The sequence below is a fragment of the Flavobacterium sp. AC274 genome (genome assembly GCF_979258275.1).
In genome coordinates, this window is record NZ_OZ409852.1 from 4,029,503 (window position 1) to 4,047,745 (window position 18,243).

16 protein-coding genes and 1 pseudogene are annotated in these 18,243 nt (G+C 33.2%); 3 read left to right on the forward strand and 14 right to left on the reverse strand.

All coding sequences use genetic code 11. The features are described 5' to 3' along the window. Positions 1 to 26 precede the first annotated feature (26 nt). Together ACZZZT_RS18260 and ACZZZT_RS18265 are read right to left on the reverse strand one after the other, a co-directional pair. Positions 27 to 1,205 (reverse strand): endonuclease/exonuclease/phosphatase family protein, encoded by a 1,179-nt coding sequence (locus ACZZZT_RS18260; protein WP_463461459.1) that lies wholly within the window; start codon positions 1,203 to 1,205, stop codon positions 27 to 29. Between the two features lie 232 nt (positions 1,206 to 1,437). Continuing rightward, positions 1,438 to 2,478, reverse strand: coding sequence for an agmatine deiminase family protein (locus ACZZZT_RS18265; protein ID WP_463461460.1), 1,041 nt, complete (start codon positions 2,476 to 2,478; stop codon positions 1,438 to 1,440). A 187-nt stretch (positions 2,479 to 2,665) separates the two neighbouring features. Between ACZZZT_RS18265 and ACZZZT_RS18270 the strand changes: the two genes are divergently transcribed. After that, the gene (locus ACZZZT_RS18270; RefSeq protein ID WP_463461461.1) at positions 2,666 to 4,189 is read left to right on the forward strand and encodes a choice-of-anchor I family protein; all 1,524 of its coding nucleotides are present in this window, start codon (positions 2,666 to 2,668) and stop codon (positions 4,187 to 4,189) included. 225 nt (positions 4,190 to 4,414) lie between these two features. Beyond that, the gene (locus ACZZZT_RS18275; RefSeq protein WP_463461462.1) at positions 4,415 to 5,680 is read left to right on the forward strand and encodes an OmpA family protein; all 1,266 of its coding nucleotides are present in this window, start codon (positions 4,415 to 4,417) and stop codon (positions 5,678 to 5,680) included. Positions 5,681 to 5,802: 122 nt separating this feature from the next. Here the strand turns inward: ACZZZT_RS18275 and ACZZZT_RS18280 are convergent, their stop codons facing one another. From ACZZZT_RS18280 to clpB, 7 genes are all read right to left on the reverse strand, one after another. Beyond that, the gene (locus ACZZZT_RS18280; RefSeq protein ID WP_042564399.1) at positions 5,803 to 6,693 is read right to left on the reverse strand and encodes a carbon-nitrogen hydrolase; all 891 of its coding nucleotides are present in this window, start codon (positions 6,691 to 6,693) and stop codon (positions 5,803 to 5,805) included. A gap of 265 nt (positions 6,694 to 6,958) precedes the next feature. Then, the gene (locus tag ACZZZT_RS18285) at positions 6,959 to 7,372 is read right to left on the reverse strand and encodes a hypothetical protein (RefSeq protein WP_463461463.1); all 414 of its coding nucleotides are present in this window, start codon (positions 7,370 to 7,372) and stop codon (positions 6,959 to 6,961) included. A 123-nt stretch (positions 7,373 to 7,495) separates the two neighbouring features. Next, positions 7,496 to 8,386, reverse strand: coding sequence for a DUF808 domain-containing protein (locus ACZZZT_RS18290; RefSeq protein ID WP_463461464.1), 891 nt, complete (start codon positions 8,384 to 8,386; stop codon positions 7,496 to 7,498). Positions 8,387 to 8,440: 54 nt separating this feature from the next. Then, positions 8,441 to 8,563, reverse strand: a complete 123-nt coding sequence (locus tag ACZZZT_RS18295; RefSeq protein WP_042564396.1) for a hypothetical protein — start codon at positions 8,561 to 8,563, stop codon at positions 8,441 to 8,443. Positions 8,564 to 8,719: 156 nt separating this feature from the next. After that, positions 8,720 to 9,760 carry a hypothetical protein gene (locus tag ACZZZT_RS18300; RefSeq protein WP_463461465.1) on the reverse strand — a complete coding sequence of 347 codons (1,041 nt, stop codon included), beginning with the start codon at positions 9,758 to 9,760 and terminating at the stop codon, positions 8,720 to 8,722. Positions 9,761 to 9,781: 21 nt separating this feature from the next. Beyond that, positions 9,782 to 10,090, reverse strand: a complete 309-nt coding sequence (locus ACZZZT_RS18305; RefSeq protein WP_463461466.1) for a T9SS type A sorting domain-containing protein — start codon at positions 10,088 to 10,090, stop codon at positions 9,782 to 9,784. A 330-nt stretch (positions 10,091 to 10,420) separates the two neighbouring features. Beyond that, positions 10,421 to 13,024, reverse strand: a complete 2,604-nt coding sequence (gene clpB / locus ACZZZT_RS18310) for an ATP-dependent chaperone ClpB (RefSeq protein ID WP_073393759.1) — start codon at positions 13,022 to 13,024, stop codon at positions 10,421 to 10,423. A 209-nt stretch (positions 13,025 to 13,233) separates the two neighbouring features. On the opposite strand from clpB, the gene ytxJ reads away from it, so the two are divergent. After that, positions 13,234 to 13,623, forward strand: a complete 390-nt coding sequence (gene ytxJ / locus ACZZZT_RS18315) for a bacillithiol system redox-active protein YtxJ (protein ID WP_042564394.1) — start codon at positions 13,234 to 13,236, stop codon at positions 13,621 to 13,623. An 85-nt stretch (positions 13,624 to 13,708) separates the two neighbouring features. On the opposite strand, the gene ACZZZT_RS18320 is transcribed toward ytxJ, so the two are convergent. The 5 genes and pseudogenes from ACZZZT_RS18320 to argH form a co-directional block, all read right to left on the reverse strand. Continuing rightward, a complete protein-coding gene (locus tag ACZZZT_RS18320; protein WP_463461467.1) occupies positions 13,709 to 14,179 on the reverse strand; it encodes a hypothetical protein in 471 nt (156 codons plus the stop codon). A gap of 89 nt (positions 14,180 to 14,268) precedes the next feature. Further along, the gene (locus tag ACZZZT_RS18325) at positions 14,269 to 14,676 is read right to left on the reverse strand and encodes a hypothetical protein (RefSeq protein WP_463461468.1); all 408 of its coding nucleotides are present in this window, start codon (positions 14,674 to 14,676) and stop codon (positions 14,269 to 14,271) included. Positions 14,677 to 14,866: 190 nt separating this feature from the next. Continuing rightward, entirely contained in the window at positions 14,867 to 15,868 is a 1,002-nt protein-coding gene (locus tag ACZZZT_RS18330; protein ID WP_463461469.1) for a DUF2157 domain-containing protein, read from the reverse strand. A 144-nt stretch (positions 15,869 to 16,012) separates the two neighbouring features. After that, entirely contained in the window at positions 16,013 to 16,588 is a 576-nt protein-coding gene (locus ACZZZT_RS18335) for a hypothetical protein (RefSeq protein WP_302095618.1), read from the reverse strand. 332 nt (positions 16,589 to 16,920) lie between these two features. Then, positions 16,921 to 18,200 (reverse strand): annotated as a pseudogene (argH, locus tag ACZZZT_RS18340) (argininosuccinate lyase). Positions 18,201 to 18,243 lie beyond the last annotated feature (43 nt).

Below are 18,243 nucleotides of genomic sequence, written 5' to 3' on the forward strand. Positions count from 1 at the left end.
TTATGTTTGATACAAGAAAGAGTTATTTACTCCAAAAGAACCTTCACCCAAACTAAACGATGATCTGAACTTGATTCACGTTTTTCAACCAATTCTGACATTAGTTCAACTTTTGCAGGCCAGAACACACCGCTGTTGATAACCTTAAAACCAAATTTAGAAGGTAACACATAATCAGCGCGCATTCTCCAAAAGGCTGTATGGTTAACACCAAAAGGATTTTCAGGACTGTATTCAGCACCACCTTTACTGGCAGGTGTAAACTCGCTATTAATTTTCGGATGAGCAAGTAATGACTTTATACCTTCAGTAATAGCGTTACCTTCAACCGGCGAAGCATTTTGATCACCCATTATAACAAATTGAGAATTCGCAGGCAAACCGCCTTTTACGCCTCTATCATCATAAATGTACGAAGCAGAATTGTCTGAAATATAGTCTCTCCAAAATCTGATTTCATCATGATTTCTTTTCCCATTACGATCTTCAGCACCATCAAAAGAAGGAGGAGTGGGATGGCTGGCTAAAATATGAACCGTTTTTTTGTTAATCTTAACAGGAACGTCCCAATGAGATTTGGAAGATAATGGAAAAAGCTCCCATGCCTCCTTGCTATACCAATCCGATCCATCCGGCTTTTTGATAAGCAATGCCCCTGGCATATCTTTCCATTTGAAATTTTGAAAAGTGCGGACTGCCTTAACATCAATAGGATATTTTGACAAAAGCATCATCGCATATTGACCTGGATACATACCAAATCCCCAGGCATCATTTCCGAAATTTTCCAACTTTCCGTCATTGTTCAAATCGTAAGGACTTGACTGACCGGTATTCACGGTTGAGTAATAGTAATACGGATAATCAATAGCCTTTGCTCCGCCTTGACTCACTTTTAAATAGTTTTTAATAAATGCCTTTACACCAAGTTTAGGATTTTTAATGTAGTCAAACTCGTTTAGCAGAATAACATCCGGTCTTACGGTCTGAATAATCTGGGCTATATTTCTGATTTGAACATTATTTCCTGAATGAAGCTGATTGATCAATACCTGTTCTGAATTTCCCTTTGTGCCTCTTGGAAAATAATTCTCAGATTCCATACTCACATTATAGGTAGCAAATGTAAGTTCTTTTTGTGGAGCAGTCTGTGGAAAAAGAGTTCCTGCAAAAAGCATGGAAAAGATAAAAAATATTTTATTCATAAAAAAATTGAATCTGCATTTCTGCATTTATTGAATACACGAATATAAGAATGTTATTGGGACGTTCGCCAGCCAGTATGTTAAGTATATGTCAATAAAAAGGCTGCCAATAAAAGTGACAGCCCAAATAATATTAAGAAAGGTTATTTTTCCTTCCAGTTAAAAACTTGAAGTTATTGAATAAATTTAAACTTAAAAAACTTAGTGTCTTTGTGCTTTGGGGAGCAAAAAATTAAGCAGGAATCTGCTGACTCAAACAATGCAAAGTCCCGAATCCCCAAATGAAATCGATACAGCTAATTCCAATTACTTCCCTATCCGGAAAACATTCTGAAAGTATATTTAAAGCCACACGATCGTTGCTGTCGTTGAATGTTGGCACTAAAACACAATTATTGAGAATTAAGAAATTAGCATAACTTGCCGGTAATCTTAGATCTTCAAAATCAACACGTTTTGGCATTGGCAACGCTACAATTGTTGGCGATTTTCCGTCTTCTAATTTTGCGTTTTGCAAACGTTTCAAATTATCCTGTAAAGGTTTGTAATTTGAATCATTTTTGTCTGTTTCAACGATTGTTACGATGGTATCTTCATTTACAAATCGGCATAAATCGTCGATATGTCCGTGCGTATCATCGCCTTCAATTCCGTCTCCTAACCAAATTACGTTTGTTACGCCAAGATATTCTTTAAAAACAGCTTCGTAATCTTCTTTGGTAAAGTTTTTATTTCTAACCTGAATTGATGGATGCATCAAGCATTCTTCAGAAGTTAATAGTGTTCCTTTCCCATTTACATCAATTGCACCACCTTCAACAATAACCGGTTTTCCTTTATACATTACTTGTGTAAGCGGAACTTCAATAAAATCAGCAATTTTACTCGGAACAAATTTATCTAACTGGTAATTTTTATATTTCGCCCAACCATTAAAATTGAAATTTAATGCTTCTCTTTTCGAACCATTTTTTACAACAATTGGTCCGGAATCACGCATCCAGCTTCTGTTTGTTTTATGAATGATATACGAAATATTTACAAGGTTTACACGAGCGCTTTCAAGCATTCCTGCTACTTTCTCTTTTAATTTTTCATCGGCTACGACCAAAAAAACGGTTTCAAAAGTGGCTACTTTTTTAATAAATTCTACAAAAGCCCATTGAACTGCTTCATATTTTCCCGGCCAATCATTTCCGTTATGCGGAAAACACAATACAATTCCTTGTTGTTTTTCCCATTCTGCCGGAAATCTTCTATTATTTGTGGTCATAAAAAAGTTTCTAAATTAAAGAGTACAAAGATAATCATTCGTAAGGATTATAAAATAGCTTAAAAGACTTCAAATCTATATTTGTAGCATTATCGTCTAAAAATTAAGTTAAAGATTAAATAATGAAGCCTTAATATACACGCTACAATCGCTAATTACTTTTGGCAAAACTAAAAACTAAAGTAATATGAAAAAAGTAAGTCTTTCATTATTAGCATTAATAACCATTTTTGCAAGCTGTAATAATGACGAGAATTCTAACAACGAAGAACCGGAAGTTGTTGTAAATGAAAATCCTGCAACCTTTAAAGAAATTGGTTCTATAACGATTGGCGGAGAAGCTGCTGCAGAAATTTCGGCTTATGATGAAAAAACGAAAAGATTATTTACGGTAAACAATAGCGGAACAAATCAAATTGATGTAATTGATATCACTGACCCGACAAAACCGATTAAGATTGGTAAAATTGATTTAACTTCTTATGAAGGTGCTTCAAATAGTGTTTCTGTTTATGACGGGAAACTGGCTGTTGCACTGGAATCAACCATTAATAAACAAGGAAACGGAAAAGTTGTTGTTTTTAACACGACCGATTATAGTTTAATAAAGCAAGTTACTGTGGGTGCTTTACCTGATATGATTACTTTTTCGCCAGACGGAAAATATATCATGACTGCAAATGAAGGTGAACCAAATACTGATTATTCTCAGGATCCAAACGGAACAATTTCCATTATAGAAGTAGCTAATAATTATGCCGTTACAACTCTTGATTTCGCTTCTTTTAGCGGTCAGGCCGAAACTTTGAAAAAAGACGGATTCAGAATTTCAAAAGTTGCTAAAAGTTTTGCTCAGGATATTGAGCCGGAATATGTAACGATTTCTGATGATTCTAAAACGGCATGGATAACCTTGCAGGAAAATAATGGTGTTGCAAAAGTTGATTTAACTTCAAAAACTATTACAGCAATTTATCCGCTAGGTTTTAAAGATTTTAATACGGCAGACAATGCGATTGACGTAAGCGATAAAGATGATAAAATTGCTTTTAATCCGTGGAAAGTAAAAGGTATGTTTATGCCTGATGCTATTAGTCATTTTTCTGCAAACAATGTTCCTTATTTTGTTACTGTTAATGAAGGTGATGCGAGAGAATACACTGCAAACACAGATATCAAGAGAATGAAAGACATGACATTAGACGCTACTGTTTTTCCTGATGCTGCTACTTTAAAATTAGAAACTAATTTAGGAAGATTAAACCTTATTGCCGATATGGGCGATACTGACGGAGATGGAGATCTGGATGAAATGGTTGCTTTTGGTACACGTTCTTTTACAATATGGAATGGAAATACCGGGAAAATCGTTTATGACAGTAAAAATGATGTCGACAAAAAAACAAATGAATTAGGAACTTATGATGATAAACGTAGTGATGATAAAGGCTCTGAGCCGGAAGCTGTTGTTGTTGCAAAAATGGGAAATCAAAATATATTGTTTGTTGGTCTTGAAAGATCTGATGCTTTTATGACTTATGATGTTACCAATCCTGCATCTCCACAATATTTGCAAACCGTAAAAACTGGCGATGCACCAGAAGGAGTTTTATTTATTCCTGCTTCAAAAAGTCCAACTAAAAGAAGTTTACTTGTTGTAAGCAGCGAAGGTGATGGAACTATTAAAATTTATCAGCCTGATTTAAAGTAAATTTATACTTAGTTAATAAAAAAAGCGGACAAAATACTTTGTTCGCTTTTTGCTTTTTCCCCTGTTTTTAGATTTATTTAACATATTCTCACAAAAACAAATTAAAAGGTGGAAATTATATAATATTGACATTAAATATATAGAAGCTGATTCTGAAATTCATATTCTAAATTTGTGGTGAGTTTAGAAATACCTCACCAAAACAAATTTAAAATTAAACGAATCATGAAAAAGAAATTAGCTTCCATATCAATTTTACTATTATCATTTGCGGCTGGAGCTCAAAATGTGGCAACAACATCTAATCAACCTTCTGTTGAAATACCTGCATATAACAAATGGTCTATTGAATTGAATGGCGGTGTCGGAAAACCATTGAGAGCTATGACTCCTGGTTACTCTACCGCTACACTTAACCCTTTCCACGCAGACCTTGGGGTAAGATATATGTTTAGTCCAACTTTTGGTATGAAATTAGACGTGGGATATGATCAATTCCAGGAACGTGATGACACACCAAACTTTGAAAGCAGATATGTTAGAACAAGTTTACAAGGTGTAATAAACCTTGGTAGAGCTTTAAATTTTGAGACTTGGACAAATACAATAGGCATATTAGCACATGGTGGTGTTGGTGTTTCACAAATTAGCACTGAAACCGGGTATGGCGGACAAGATTACATGGGACATGGGATTTTGGGATTAACAGGACAAATTAAATTAAGTAACAGAGTTGCCTTAACAGGAGATTTAACCGGAATTGTAAATGGAAGACAAAACTGGAACTTTGACGGAATGGGACAAGCAAGAACAGGATCATTAGATGGTATATTATTAAACGCATCTGTTGGTTTGACTTTTTACTTAGGTAAAAATGAAAAACATGCTGACTGGTATGCGGAAGAAAATGATAGATTAAATAAATTAGAAGACAGAGTTGGCCTTATCGAAAATGGACTTTTAGATACTGATAAAGATGGCGTTGCTGATTTATACGATTTAGAACCAAATAGTATTACTGGTGTTGCTGTAAATACAAAAGGACAATCTATCGATACCAACCAAAATGGTGTTCCTGATGAATTAGAAAGCTATTTAGACAAAACTTATGCTAAAAAAGGCGATAATAATCTAACAAACAATACTGTAGAAGAATTAATTAACGGTGGATACGTAAATGTATACTTCGACTTTAACTCTTCTAAACCAACGAATGCGTCTTTATCTGGTGTTGATTTCTTAGTGAAATACTTGAAAAACAATCCTGGAAAATCTGCAGATATCATTGGATATGCTGACGAAATTGGAAATTCAAGTTACAATACCGAATTATCAAGAAAAAGAGCTGAAGCCGTGAAAAAAGTGGCAACAAATGCCGGAATCGATGCTTCGAGACTTAATGTAATCGCTAATGGTGAAGATACTTCTGTGAATAAAAATTCTAAAGAAGCACGTCAAATCGTTAGAAGAGTTACTTTTCAAGTGAAATAATAAATCAGAATCTATATTAATTTCAAAAAAAGGCGGTTTCAAATAGTTGAAACCGCCTTTTTCTTTGCAAAGAAAAAGGACAAAATTTTCATTTTGTCCTTTTTTTATTTATCTAAAACATATTATTTATCTATCGCTCTTTTTGTAATATCCCCAAAAGCATCAATTCTTCTGTCTCTGAAAAATGGCCAGTTCTGACGCACATTTTCCTGTAAATCCAAATCAACTTCGGCAATTAAAATTTCTTCTTTATCGTGAGATGCCTGAGCTAAAATTTCTCCTTGAGGACCGGCTATAAATGAAGCTCCCCAAAACTGAATTCCGTCAGTTCCATCAATATATTGCTCTAGACCTATTCGGTTTGCAGCGGCAACAAAAACTCCATTAGCAACAGCGTGACCTTTCATAACATTCATCCATGCGCCATATTGATTTTCTCCGTATTGCTCTTTTTCTTTTGGATGCCATCCAATTGCTGTTGGATAAAATAAAACTTCTGCTCCTTTTAAAGCTGTAATACGAGCTGCTTCAGGATACCATTGATCCCAACAAATTAGTGTTCCAATTTTTCCTTTTTTGGTTTCAATTGCCTGAAATCCTAAATCTCCCGGAGTAAAATAGAATTTTTCATAGAAATGAGGATCGTCCGGAATGTGCATTTTACGGTATAAACCAGCTTCTGTTCCGTCTGTATCTATAATATAAGCACTGTTGTGATAAATTCCGGCCATTCTTTTTTCGAAGAAAGGAACAATAATTACAACTCCTAATTCTTTTGCCAATTCGCTAAAAGCAATAAATGAAGTACTGTAAAGTGGTTCTGCCAATGCAAAATTGTCTACATCTTCGCTTTGGCAAAAATAATGACTGCTATATAATTCAGGTAATAAGATCACTTCGGCACCTTTATTGGCTGCATCTTTTACCCAGCTGATACATTTTTTAAGATTATTTTCGGCTACGTCGTTAAGATTCAACTGAACAACGGCTATTTTATATTTTCTTTTCGGCATGACATAAAATTTTAGAAGTGCAAAAATAGTAATTTTTAGAGGAATGGCAAAGGGAGTTAATACGGTCTTATGAAAACTAAACGTCTCTTATAGCCCCGATAGCAGCGATATCCTTTTTCTGTCCGCCGCGGCGGACAGAAAAAGATATAGCGAATAGCGGGACTGATGTTCTTTTGAAAACAATTCTTCTGCTTCAAAAAATAAAAAAACCGTTCTATAAAATGAATTATAAAACGGTTTTAAAATATTAATTTATTAAAATAAATTATTCAATAACAACTGTTGTTGAAATGTATTCTGTTTCTGATTTGGCAAGTCTTAAATAAAAAGTTCCTTTAGTTTGTGGAGTAATTTTATATACTGTTACTCTTCTTTCAGGAGTTGTTTTTGCGCAAGTAGCTATAGGATACTGAGCTTCTACCTGATAAACCAGAACTTTATTATATTCTACTTCTACTAATTGGTGAAATTCTCCACACCCATTTTCCGACGTAAACTCTATATCATAACTAAGTTCCTGACCTACTTTTCCAGTTGTAGGACCTACAACAGATGTCGCATAAGCTGTTTTATAAATAACTTTTGGATCTTCAGCCGTATCATTATCACTGCTGCATGAAGTTAACACAGTTACGAATAACATTATAAGTGCAATGGATTGTAATTTAAATTTTTTCATAGGGTGATTGTTTATTCTTATTTTTTACATAGATACTAATAAGTTGTTTTGGTTGCTTGAAAAAATTGTTAAAATTGAATTTTTAAAAATAATCAACAACAAATCAACGTTTTATACTATCAATTATTTTGCCACTTCTTTCTTTTTAAATATCATTTTGAAAAGATTTACAATTCCTAAAACGACAAATCCTAATGCCAGACCGATTACAAATTCTTTTAAAATAGAAGGCAGTTTAATTGCAGGCACTACATGATGGAAGAATGGAATATAATGAACGAAGATACCTCCGGCAACTAAAAGCAATGCAATTGTACCAATTACGGTTAAACTTTTAATAATCAATGGAAGCGCTTTTACCAATATGTTACCTATAAATTTTGAGATACTTTTTTCTCTTTTACTAAATTTAATAAGTTTATAACCCGCTTCATCCATTCTTACAATCAGAGCGACAATACCGTAAACTCCAACTGTTGCAATTACGGCAATTATTGATGTTACCACGATTTGTTGCATCAAAGGCTCATCGATTACTGTTCCTAAAGCGATAATTACAATTTCGACAGATAATATAAAATCGGTTACAATTGCTGACTTTATTTTACCTTTTTCAACAACCAGAATTTCTTCTTCTGTTAAAACTTCTTCTGTTATTCCTTCTGATTCTTCGTGCTTGTGGGGAAAAATAAATTCGTATATTTTTTCTGCTCCTTCGTATGCCAGAAATAATCCTCCAAGTACAAGGATTACAATGATTGCAACGGGTAAAAATGCACTTAATAAAAATGCAATTGGCAAAATGATAATTTTGTTAAGAAGTGAACCTTTACTAATTGCCCACAACACCGGAAGCTCTCTTGATGATGCAAATCCTGAAGCTTTTTCGGCATTTACAGCTAAATCATCTCCCAAAATACCGGCAGTTTTTTTTGCTGCAATTTTGCTCATTACTGCAACATCATCCATAATTGCTGCGATATCATCTAATAGTACGAAAAAACCTGATGCCATTTTATTTTTATTTTTTGCGAATTTAATACTTTTAAATTAATTAATTTCTACAAATTAATGACTGCATTGCCCTAAAAGCACCCAAATAATAATAAATACAAAAATAGTTCCGAAGCATCCGCCTCCTAATTTTTTTGCGCCGTAACCAGCCAATAATCCTCTAAATAAGTTATTCATAACGTTTGATTTTAAGTTATAGTAAATATCAGAATTCAAAAAGAAAATTATTTTATATGAATTTTGAAAAAAGTTTCATGATTCACGGATTTTATTATGAACAAAAAAACACCAGCCTGGCTGATGTTTTTGTTTAAATCAAAATGATTCAAAAATTTAATTTGTTGAAACGCTATTACCTGTATTTATCAAAGTTGCTTTATCTATAATCCCCTGTCCTGTAGGTGAGGCAGGTGGGTTTTGATCTTGCAATTGGATATATTTTCCTGAAGATGGAGAAATATTTAAGATTCTATTTAAAATCAAATTTATCTGAGAACTTGGAAGTGCATTATTATTAAAATTAAGACTTCCTTGTCTGGCGTAAACTGAAGATAATAATGGTAAATCAATAGAACTAAGAATAGGGTTACTACTAAAATAAATTCCCTTTACATTAGTTAACATTGGTAAGGAAATAGATGTTAAAGATGAATTCCCCACAATATCATTATCAAATCCGTGTATCGTTTTTAAAACAGGAATTAAAATTGAAGTAAGTTTTTCGTTATTACCTATTCTAAAATCATTATAAACTTCAGTAAGACTGTTTAAATTTATGGTTGCTAATTTTAAATTATCGCTTATATTTAATTCTATTAAATTTTTTATTACACTTAAATTTAAAGTTGTCAAATTTGTTGTACCATTAACATAAACATTTTCTGTATTTGGTCCAAATTCAGCCACTATTTTGGCTGTTGCCTGCTCATCTGTAATATCACCTGTAATTACGATACTCGTTTTCCCTTTATTTTGGCTACTTCCCGCGTATAATGCATATGGCACACTCAAAAGCTGACTTGTACCACTAATGCTATAATTGCTTCCCCCTGCCGGATCAATTTCAGTTTTTATAAAATGTGATCCTGCACCCCAATCTATGGCTGCAAAAGTTCCCGTAACTGGTGTTCCGCCTCCTATTTCTATTGTTGCTAATCCATTATTGTTAGTGGTTGTAGTTTGTGTTTCTACATAAGAGGCCGTACCGCTTGCCGAACCTAATAAAATGCTGCTTTTTATACTTACTAAAGTATTTATAACCAATGATCCGTCTGTTTTACGAATAACAGATTGGTAACTCATTTTTTGCGGAGCCTGTGCAAATAAAATTGTAAAAGAACTTAATAATAGTAATGCGAGAGTAATTTTTTTCATGTTTTTCTGCTGATTAAAATGTTATTTTTTTATAATCTTAAAAGTTTTGATTGTTTTGTTGCTACTATTTACTGCCAGAAAATAAATTCCCTGATTTAATCCCTGCATAGGAACAGTTGTTTCAGAGGTTGTAATGGGTGAATTTTTGGAGACTGTTTTTCCATTTATATCAAATAAATTATAAGATAGATTATCCCATTTATCTGTTGTTACCACTAAATTAAGCACGTCAACAGTAGGATTTGGATATGCAGTCAGGGCAAGATTGATTCCGGTAAATTCCTCATTTCCCAATGTAGTTATTTCATAAGGCTGTTGAATACCCTGCACAACATATTGATCTGTACCTGATAAACTTGTATAGACAATTTGCCCTATCGAATAACTCGATGTTCCTCCCGAACCTTCAGCTTTTCCTCCGGCAACTACTACACTTTGTTGTGAATAACTACTGGTAATAAACGAAATACTGGTAATAAATAAAATAAAAAAGTCTGTTGGTTTCTTTTCATATAATTGGATTGATAGTTACTTATTTCCTTCAAATATATATTAATTTCTTACGGAAAATATTGTTACGATGTAAAGAATCATAAAAAATACGCAAAAAAAACACCAATCTTTACGACTGGTGTTTTTCATTATCTTTTAACAAAAAAATTACTCAACAGATTGTGTTTGATTTCTAAAAACCAATTTACCATCAAAAGCGTCAATTAAAATAATACTGTCTGTTGTAATATTTCCCGCGAGAATTTCTTTTGATAATTGATTCAAAACTTCTCTCTGAATCACACGTTTTACCGGTCTTGCACCAAATTCAGGATCATAACCTTTGTCTGAAAGATATTTGATTCCCTCTGGAGTTGCATCCATTGTAATGCCTTGTAAAGCCAGCATTTTGCTAACGCTCTTCAGTTGTAGACTCACAATTCTTGAAATATTATCAACTGTTAACGGCGTAAACATTACGATTTCGTCGATACGGTTTATAAATTCCGGGCGAACAGTTTGTTTCAATAATCCTAAAACTTCCACTTTTGCAGCTTCTGTTGCAGCTTCGACACTTCCTTTTAGATTTTCAAATTTTTCTTGTATAATCTGACTTCCCATGTTAGATGTCATGATGATAATCGTATTTTTAAAATCGGCTAAACGACCTTTGTTATCTGTCAATCGGCCTTCATCAAGAACCTGCAATAAGATATTGAAAGTATCCGGATGTGCTTTTTCTATTTCGTCTAATAAAATCACTGAATATGGTTTTCTACGAACAGCTTCTGTCAACTGTCCACCTTCATCATAACCCACATATCCCGGAGGAGCACCAACCAAACGGCTCACACTGTGGCGTTCCTGGTATTCGCTCATATCAATACGCGTCATGGCATTTTCATCGTCAAAAAGATATTCTGCCAATGCTTTAGCCAATTCGGTTTTACCAACTCCGGTTGTTCCTAAAAATAAGAATGTTCCAACTGGTTTTTTCATATCCTGCAAACCCGCGCGACTTCTACGAACGGCATCACTCACAGCTTCGATTGCCTCTTCCTGACCTACAACTCTTCTGTGCAATTCTTCTTCAAGATGAAGCAGCTTTTCTCTCTCTGTCTGAAGCATTTTCATTACCGGAATTCCTGTCCATTTTGCAACAACTTCGGCAATATCTTCGCGGGTAACTTCTTCTTTAATTAATGAATTACCAGATTGATATTCCTGTAATTGTTTTTGTAAAACATCAAGACGCTCTTGTGCTTCCTTTATTTTTCCGTAACGAATTTCGGCTACTTTTCCGTAATCTCCGTCACGCTCTGCGCGTTCTGCTTCGTATTTAAAATCTTCAATTTCTAATTTTACAGCCTGAATTCCGTCTACAACATCTTTTTCAGATTTCCATTTCGTATAAATTTCGTTGCGTTCTTCTTTCAGATTTGCCAAATCCATGTGAAGGATTTTCAGCTTGCTTTCTTCTTTTTCACGTTTAATGGCTTCGATCTCAATTTCCAACTGCATGATTTTACGATCTAAAACATCTAGTTCTTCTGGTTTAGAATTGATTTCCATACGCAATTTAGAAGCTGCTTCGTCCATCAAATCGATTGCTTTATCCGGTAAAAAACGATTTGTAATATAACGCTGCGAAAGTTCTACGGCCGCAATAATTGCCTCATCTTTAATCTGAACTTTATGATGCGTTTCGTATTTTTCCTTGATTCCACGTAAAATTGAAATCGCGCTTTCAGTATCCGGTTCATCAACCAAAACCTTTTGAAAACGACGCTCTAAGGCTTTATCTTTTTCAAAATATTTTTGATATTCATCTAAAGTCGTAGCCCCAATTGCTCTTAATTCTCCACGAGCCAAAGCCGGTTTTAAGATGTTTGCCGCATCCATTGCGCCTTCACCTCCACCTGCGCCTACAAGCGTGTGAATCTCATCAATAAACAAAACAATATCTCCCTCGGCAGCGGTAACTTCTTTTACAACTGATTTTAAACGTTCTTCGAATTCTCCTTTGTATTTTGCACCTGCAATAAGCGCTCCCATATCTAGTGAGAAAACAATTTTGTTTTTTAAGTTTTCAGGCACGTCGCCATCTACAATTCTGTGCGCCAAACCTTCTGCAATAGCAGTTTTACCAACTCCGGGTTCACCCACTAACATTGGGTTATTTTTTGTTCTGCGGGTTAGAATCTGCAATACACGACGAATTTCTTCGTCACGCCCAATAACGGGATCCAGTTTTCCTGTTTTTGCTAATTCGTTTAGGTTTTTAGCATATTTATTTAAGGCATTATAGGTTTCTTCTGCAGATGCTGAAGTTACTCTTTCGCCTTTTCTAAGTTCTTCTATTGTAGCTTTTAAGGCTTTTCCGGTTACGCCCTGATCTTTTAAAATTTGGGCTACTTTACTTTTCGAATCGAAAATTGCCAGAATTAAATGTTCGATCGAAACATATTCATCGTTCATTTTTTGCGCGATAATTTCAGCTTCATTCAAAGCTTTATTGGCGTCTCTGGAAAGCATGATATCTCCTCCTGAAACTTTTGGAAAACTCTGAATTGTTGAATCTAAAATTTGCAAAAACAAAGGCACATTTACGTTGAGCTTCTTCAAAATAAAAGGCGCTACATTTTCATCTACTTCAAAAATAGCCTTAAAAATGTGTTCGTTTTCTATTTGTTGCTGCCCGTTGCGTTGTGCGAGTTGCTGTGAAAGCTGAATGGCTTCCTGCGATTTAGTTGTAAATTTATTTATGTTCATATTTTTTACGATTTATGATTGATTTTTTTATTTTTGATATTCGATTAAATTAAAATTAGAATTTATTGCATTAAGTTTTAAACTTTAAATAAGCTAACTTTGCTTCTATATTTCAAAATACATTCCATACTAAAATTACAGACAAAATGGCACTTAAAATAGCTTTTTAGCTAATTATTAACGTCAAAAAGTCATAAAACAAGTCAAATATGAGTTTTTTAAATTCAATCTTCGGAAATTCAGAGAATACAGATTCTCCTAAAAGCAATGTAAACTGGACAGAATTGACTGATGTATTACAGCTACAGGAAATTGAAGCTATTTCTAATGAAAAGCCTGTTGTTATTTTCAAACATAGCACAAGATGCAGTATTAGCCGAATGGCTTTAAAACAATTTGAACGTGAATTTGAATTAAATGATACCGTTGATGCTTACTTTCTTGATTTAATTGCACACCGTGATATTTCGAATGAAATTGCGCAAAAATTTAATGTATATCACGAATCTCCTCAATTGATTTTAATCAAAAACGGAAAAGCGGTTTATGATGTCTCACACAGCGATATTGATGCAGAAGCATTGAAAAGTAAAGTTTAACATTAAATTTAAATTTCTCACCATTAAGAGATTAAGATTCATTAAGACTAAACTTTATTTTCTTAATCTCTTAATGGTAAAACAATTAAAAACTTCCGTCGGAGCCTCCTCCGCTAAAACCTCCCCCTCCAAATTCCATTGGAGATTCTGTTTTTACTTCTGGTTTTAAACCGAAAGTCGACGCTACAATTAAAGCTTCGGCATTCAATAAAGCATTTGAGTTATTAATTCTGTCCGGTTTAAAAGTCACTCCAACTTCATTATTTTTTAATTTTCTTATTGAAAAATAAGCTACCGTAAATAAAATCATTCCGCCTAGTGTTAGCGCCACTTCTATTGGCAAAACAGAATAATAAAATCGTATTGTGTAAATTGAAAAAGCGATGGCTAAAAAACTAATCCAAAGCATAATTCTGTCTTTGGTCCTTATAGCTTGTACCAAATAAATAGCCGGAACAATAAACGTAAAAGCATAGAAGAAATAAGAAAACGGAATATCCTGTCCGGGAAGAACTTCATTTCCTAAAAGTTCTGCTGAAAGTTCTCTTACTACCAAATAATTACAAGAAAGATAAAACAAAATTAAACAGAAAGTATTTGCCCACAAAAGACCTTTATAATGATAACTTTCAGTTAGTTTATTGATTAAGTTTTTAGTAAAAAGTAAAAACCTGCGGCAAATAGCATAGCAATAAATGGTAGTATTGCTTTTCCGATGGCACCAAACTCAAACATTCCGTAAAATAAAAGTGCAGAAACAGCAATACAGAAAATAAGCATTGACACTAAATGCAAATATCTTTTATACATCATAAATGAAGCGATTGCAACAAAAAAAGCAATTACTATTTCATAGCCTTCAGTCGTAATACCAATAGCAAAACCTACATTTAAGAGCGCTCCTAAAATAAAAGCATCATCTAAACCATGTTCATAATAATTTTGATTTGCCAGAAACTCTGCGACAGCAAAACCAACTACAGCAAAAATATAGCAGCAAATTTCAAAAAAATCCTCTCGCCGCTTAAACCCACTAATGAAATTACACCGCAAATTGAAATGTATAAAAATGCTCCTAAAAGAAAGAATCCTAATCGCACCAAAATATTACTTTGCCTTTTAAAAGCCGGTAATTCTTTTTTGATTAAATCTTTTTGTTCTTTACTAATAAAACCAGCCGATTGTAAAGACTTTGCCTCTTCGACAAGGCTTAAATTATCTAATAAATTTTTATCGTATACTATCATGCTGCAATTTCTTTATTGAAATTTTTAATTAGTTTAATAAACAATATTATAGAACCAATAAAATATATTGGAAGTGCTATAATAATAAATATCCATAAATCTCGAAAATCCATAAATTCTAAAACTCTGAAAATGAATATGTTTATCCCGATGTAAGCGTAAATAATCATAAAGACATATAGCGAAATTGCCTTATATTCATAGCTGATTTTATAGAAATAATAAGAAGACCCGGCCAAAGCAATCACAAAAAACAACCAGACTATATCTTCAAAATAATTGATCAGACTACTAATTGCTGCAATGCTTATAATATGCAAAGCAAAAGTTAGATAAATAATATTAAAATGTGTTTTTAACTGGATTCTTGAACTATAAACTGTCCATAAAATCAGTAACACGCCTAACATTATTGCTGAATAGCTTAAAGTTTGGTCTTCATAAAAATTAATGTTTTTTAATAAATCCTGAGGTGTTACCGAAAGCCCAATATAAGCTGCCAAACCAGTTATTGCAATGGCTAAAACGCTTTTGTTATCAAAATAATAAGCACAGGAAAAACTGACTATTGTTGGAATTAAAGTTGCCAAACCATAATGCGTACCAAATGCCTCATACTGAAACTGTAGATATCCTATAAAAATACAAGTCAAAATATTGCCGGCCAAAACCAAGTATTCTAAAACAGGATTTTCGAAAACCGTTTCTGCTTTTTGAAATCCTTTTGAATTTTTAAAACAATAATAAAAGCAAACGCAAATAAGTACAAAGAGAATCGAAAGAATAGCGATATGCCCAATACTGTCAATGTTTTTATAGATTAAGACTCCAATTCCCGAAGTAAAAAGTAAAACAGATAAATAGAGAAAAAATTTTAATTCGGCATTAAGCGAAAAAATATTCAGACCGCGGTAAGTTGTAATTTCCTGATATTGATTTTCAGTAATTAGATTTTTATCTAAAAGTTTTTGTGTTGCCTGCTCTTCAAATTTTATCATAGTATAAATTTAAGATAACTAATTATTCAAATGTATGTATTTCGCCTGAATTTTTCTATTTAAAATTGAGAACTGATTTATTCAAAAAAATGCGCCAGAAACTACTGGCGCATTTAAATATTATAATTTAGATATGATTCTTAATTACTTTTGGATTTTAATATCTACAACAATTCTAGGATTAGAACCCACTCTAGTTACAGATTTAACGTAGATAACTCCTTTTTTACCAGCAGCATTTTTAAACAAAACTACAAGTGGCAATTTACTATCTGGAAATGCTTCACCATCATCAGTAATAGTTAAACTATTTAAATCTTCTCCTTTTTCCAATTTATTGAATTGGTCAATAGTATACTGATTTGTAACATAATTAATGAAATCAGTATTTGTTGCCGTACTACCAAGACCATCTTCTGAATCATTAGGGCTAACGAAAAAATTCAAAGAAGAACTACCTCCGTAAAAAGCTATATCAACCTTTGGCAAAGTAGCAGCGTCAATTTGGCTCTTTTTATAAGATTTACCAGTTTCTGTTGAGAAGAAACGTCCTGCATCAAATCCTTCAGAATAATCTAAAGAAAAAGTTACATCTTTAAAAGTTTTTAAAGTTGCTGTATCAACAACTTCAGTTTCATTTTTGTCATCATCACTCGAACAACCAGTGAAGATTGATGCGCAAATAAATAATACTACTGCAAATTTTTTTGTAATGTTCATTTTCATAAATTTTTAAATTTGGTGCGAATATAATCTGAAAATTGAAAAATTTTAATAATATTTTAACAGAAAAAACCGCCAATTTGAGCAGTCAGAATTAAAAAAAACATTAACTATCAGAAAATAAGTACTTTAAACCTTTTGCTTTTTATTAATTTTTAGAAAAATATTTTTTTAGTTGTAATAGAATTCCTGAATTTAAAAATATCATGTGTATTTTACTACGCAAATCCGATTAAACTGTAAATAAGCTAGACAGTTAACTAACTTTAACTTATATAAAAAAGCCGATTTGCAAATACAAATCGGCCTTTTTTATGAATGAAATACTTTTAAAAAGCGGCTTTCATTTTATCTTTAATAGCATCCAGACACAGATTATTAATACTGCCTTCGTGCGTGTGTTTTGTCTCTTTTGGAGATTGATATGTTCCTGCTTCCAATTGTTCTGCAACGGCTTTGTATGCATCTCTAAATGGAATTCCGGCTACAACCATTTCATTTAGAGTATCAACCGTGAAAAGATAATCGTATTTTTTGTCTTTTAAAATATTGTCTTTTACCGTAATATCTTTTACCGAAAAAATAGCAATATCCAAACAGGCTTTTAAGTTTTGAAGTGCCGGAAACAAACCTTCTTTCAAAAGCTGTAAATCTCTGTGATAACCGCTTGGTAAATTATTGGTAATTAAAGTGATTTCGTATGGAAGTGCCTGAATTTTGTTGCATTTTCCTCTGATTAATTCAAAAACATCAGGGTTTTTCTTGTGAGGCATAATGCTCGAACCCGTTGTAAGATGTGCCGGCAAACTGATAAAATCAAAGTTCTGGCTCATATACAAACAAACGTCCATTGCAAACTTTGATAAAGTTGCTGCAACGCTACTCATGGCAAAAGCAACAGTTTTCTCTGCTTTTCCGCGACTCATTTGTGCAGCAACAGCATTGAATTTTAAGGTTTCAAAACCCAATTCCTGAGTGGTAAACGTTCTGTTAATTGGAAACGAACTTCCGTAACCTGCTGCAGAACCTAACGGATTCTGATCTACAATTTTTGAAGCCGCATTCAACATCGTTACATCATCGATTAAACTTTCTGCATAAGCAGAAAACCACATTCCGAATGATGATGGCATTGCGATTTGCAAATGTGTATAACCTGGCAATAAAACATTTTGGTGCTTTTCTGCCGATTCCATTAACAAGTCAAACAATGTTTTTACTTGTTCTTTTAAAGCTTTTAATTCGTCTTTTAAATACAAATGAACATCAACTAAAACCTGATCGTTACGAGAACGCGCGGTGTGGATTTTTTTCCTGCATCGCCAAGTTTTACCGTTAATAAATATTCTATTTTAGAATGTACGTCTTCAAAACTATCTTCGATTTCAAAATTTCCAACGACAATATCTGCAATGATATCGTTTAAGGCATCAACCAAAGAAGTAGTTTCTTCCTGAGTTAATAAACCAATTTGCCCAAGCATTTTGGCGTGTGCAATAGAACCTAAAGCATCGTATTTTGCCAACACTAAATCAAGTTCACGGTCATTTCCTACTGTGAAATGTTCGATTTGTTTATCTGTTGGTATTCCTTTTTCCCAAAGTTTCATAGATTTTTTTCGCCACGAATTCACGAATTTATATCTTCAAAGA

Bases quoted from the DNA above. Each gene is read 5' to 3' on its own strand.
- ACZZZT_RS18260 (WP_463461459.1), bottom strand. From the start codon at position 1,205: ATGAATAAAATATTTTTTATCTTTTCCATGCTTTTTGCAGGAACTCTT.
- ACZZZT_RS18265 (WP_463461460.1), bottom strand. From the start codon at position 2,478: ATGACCACAAATAATAGAAGATTTCCGGCAGAATGGGAAAAACAACAA.
- ACZZZT_RS18270 (WP_463461461.1), top strand. From the start codon at position 2,666: ATGAAAAAAGTAAGTCTTTCATTATTAGCATTAATAACCATTTTTGCA.
- ACZZZT_RS18275 (WP_463461462.1), top strand. From the start codon at position 4,415: ATGAAAAAGAAATTAGCTTCCATATCAATTTTACTATTATCATTTGCG.
- ACZZZT_RS18280 (WP_042564399.1), bottom strand. From the start codon at position 6,693: ATGCCGAAAAGAAAATATAAAATAGCCGTTGTTCAGTTGAATCTTAAC.
- ACZZZT_RS18285 (WP_463461463.1), bottom strand. From the start codon at position 7,372: ATGAAAAAATTTAAATTACAATCCATTGCACTTATAATGTTATTCGTA.
- ACZZZT_RS18290 (WP_463461464.1), bottom strand. From the start codon at position 8,386: ATGGCATCAGGTTTTTTCGTACTATTAGATGATATCGCAGCAATTATG.
- ACZZZT_RS18295 (WP_042564396.1), bottom strand. From the start codon at position 8,563: ATGAATAACTTATTTAGAGGATTATTGGCTGGTTACGGCGCAAAAAAA.
- ACZZZT_RS18300 (WP_463461465.1), bottom strand. From the start codon at position 9,760: ATGAAAAAAATTACTCTCGCATTACTATTATTAAGTTCTTTTACAATT.
- clpB (WP_073393759.1), bottom strand. From the start codon at position 13,024: ATGAACATAAATAAATTTACAACTAAATCGCAGGAAGCCATTCAGCTT.
- ytxJ (WP_042564394.1), top strand. From the start codon at position 13,234: ATGAGTTTTTTAAATTCAATCTTCGGAAATTCAGAGAATACAGATTCT.
- ACZZZT_RS18330 (WP_463461469.1), bottom strand. From the start codon at position 15,868: ATGATAAAATTTGAAGAGCAGGCAACACAAAAACTTTTAGATAAAAAT.
- ACZZZT_RS18335 (WP_302095618.1), bottom strand. From the start codon at position 16,588: ATGAACATTACAAAAAAATTTGCAGTAGTATTATTTATTTGCGCATCA.